This is a genomic window from Streptococcus cristatus (assembly GCF_003943815.1).
In the GTDB taxonomy this organism is placed as follows: Bacteria; Bacillota; Bacilli; order Lactobacillales; family Streptococcaceae; genus Streptococcus; species Streptococcus cristatus_F.
Genome location: NZ_RJNA01000055.1, coordinates 1 through 789, shown reverse-complemented (window position 1 = coordinate 789; position 789 = coordinate 1). Strand labels below are relative to the sequence as shown.

The following is a 789-nucleotide window of genomic DNA, read 5'->3' as shown; positions in this document are numbered from 1 at the left end:
GACAACTATATCAGTATATCACCTATCCACTCCCTTGTCAACACTTTTTTTGAATTTTTTTATCTTTTTTACAAATTTATTTCCCACCACCATCAAAATCACTGATAAATCAATAACTAATAGGGAAAGGTAACATCTCCCTCTTACCTCTCCCTTATTCTCTATATCACCGTGCTGCTGAAGTCTATTAAATATTCCTCTAACTCTCGCAACAGTCTTTTACGCCCCTTAAAGCGTTCGTCGCCTAGTAAGCGGTGGTATAACTCTAGTTGTTCTTTGTCTAACTTGGAAGTGTAGGCTGCTAACGAACTTCGAAGAGCGACTAAATCATCTAAAGCTAGTTCGCGCTTGCTCAGTCTATGACTAATGGTACCAACTTCTTCATAAGACTGACGATCGAAGCGGCGTTTTTGGCTCTCTTGCTTTCGAAGAATGTCATGAATATGATTCCGAAATTTTGTTTTGAAGTAGCGATAAAGGCGACTTTCGTCTTGACTGATATCTGGATGGCTTTCTTCCAGCTGGTGATAAACCAACATACCCTCTTGTTCCCAGTCACTACTCTCCCATAAATGTACATAATAATCCCGTGCACAGCGACGGACGATCCACTGCACTTTCTCATAGCGTTCCTTGAAGTTCATGTTATCTCCTTTTTCTTTGATAATATGATTCTACAAGAAAAAATCTTCCTTCAGGGGGCATTCCTCCATCCTGTCTATTTTATGCTCTAACTGGTTCCTAACAAAAAAATTTGAGACATCTCAGGGACTTTTTAAGACATGTTAG

1 protein-coding gene is annotated in these 789 nt (G+C 39.4%); it reads right to left on the bottom strand.

The features are described from left to right. Nucleotides 1-161: 161 nt before the first annotated feature. Nucleotides 162-644, bottom strand: coding sequence for a sigma-70 RNA polymerase sigma factor region 4 domain-containing protein (locus D8872_RS10690; RefSeq protein ID WP_045497765.1), 483 nt, complete (start codon nt 642-644; stop codon nt 162-164). Between the last annotated feature and the right edge of the window lie 145 nt (nt 645-789).

What these genes read in the sequence shown, in the direction of transcription:
- D8872_RS10690 (WP_045497765.1), bottom strand. Translation starts at nt 644, where the DNA reads ATGAACTTCAAGGAACGCTATGAGAAAGTGCAGTGGATCGTCCGTCGC.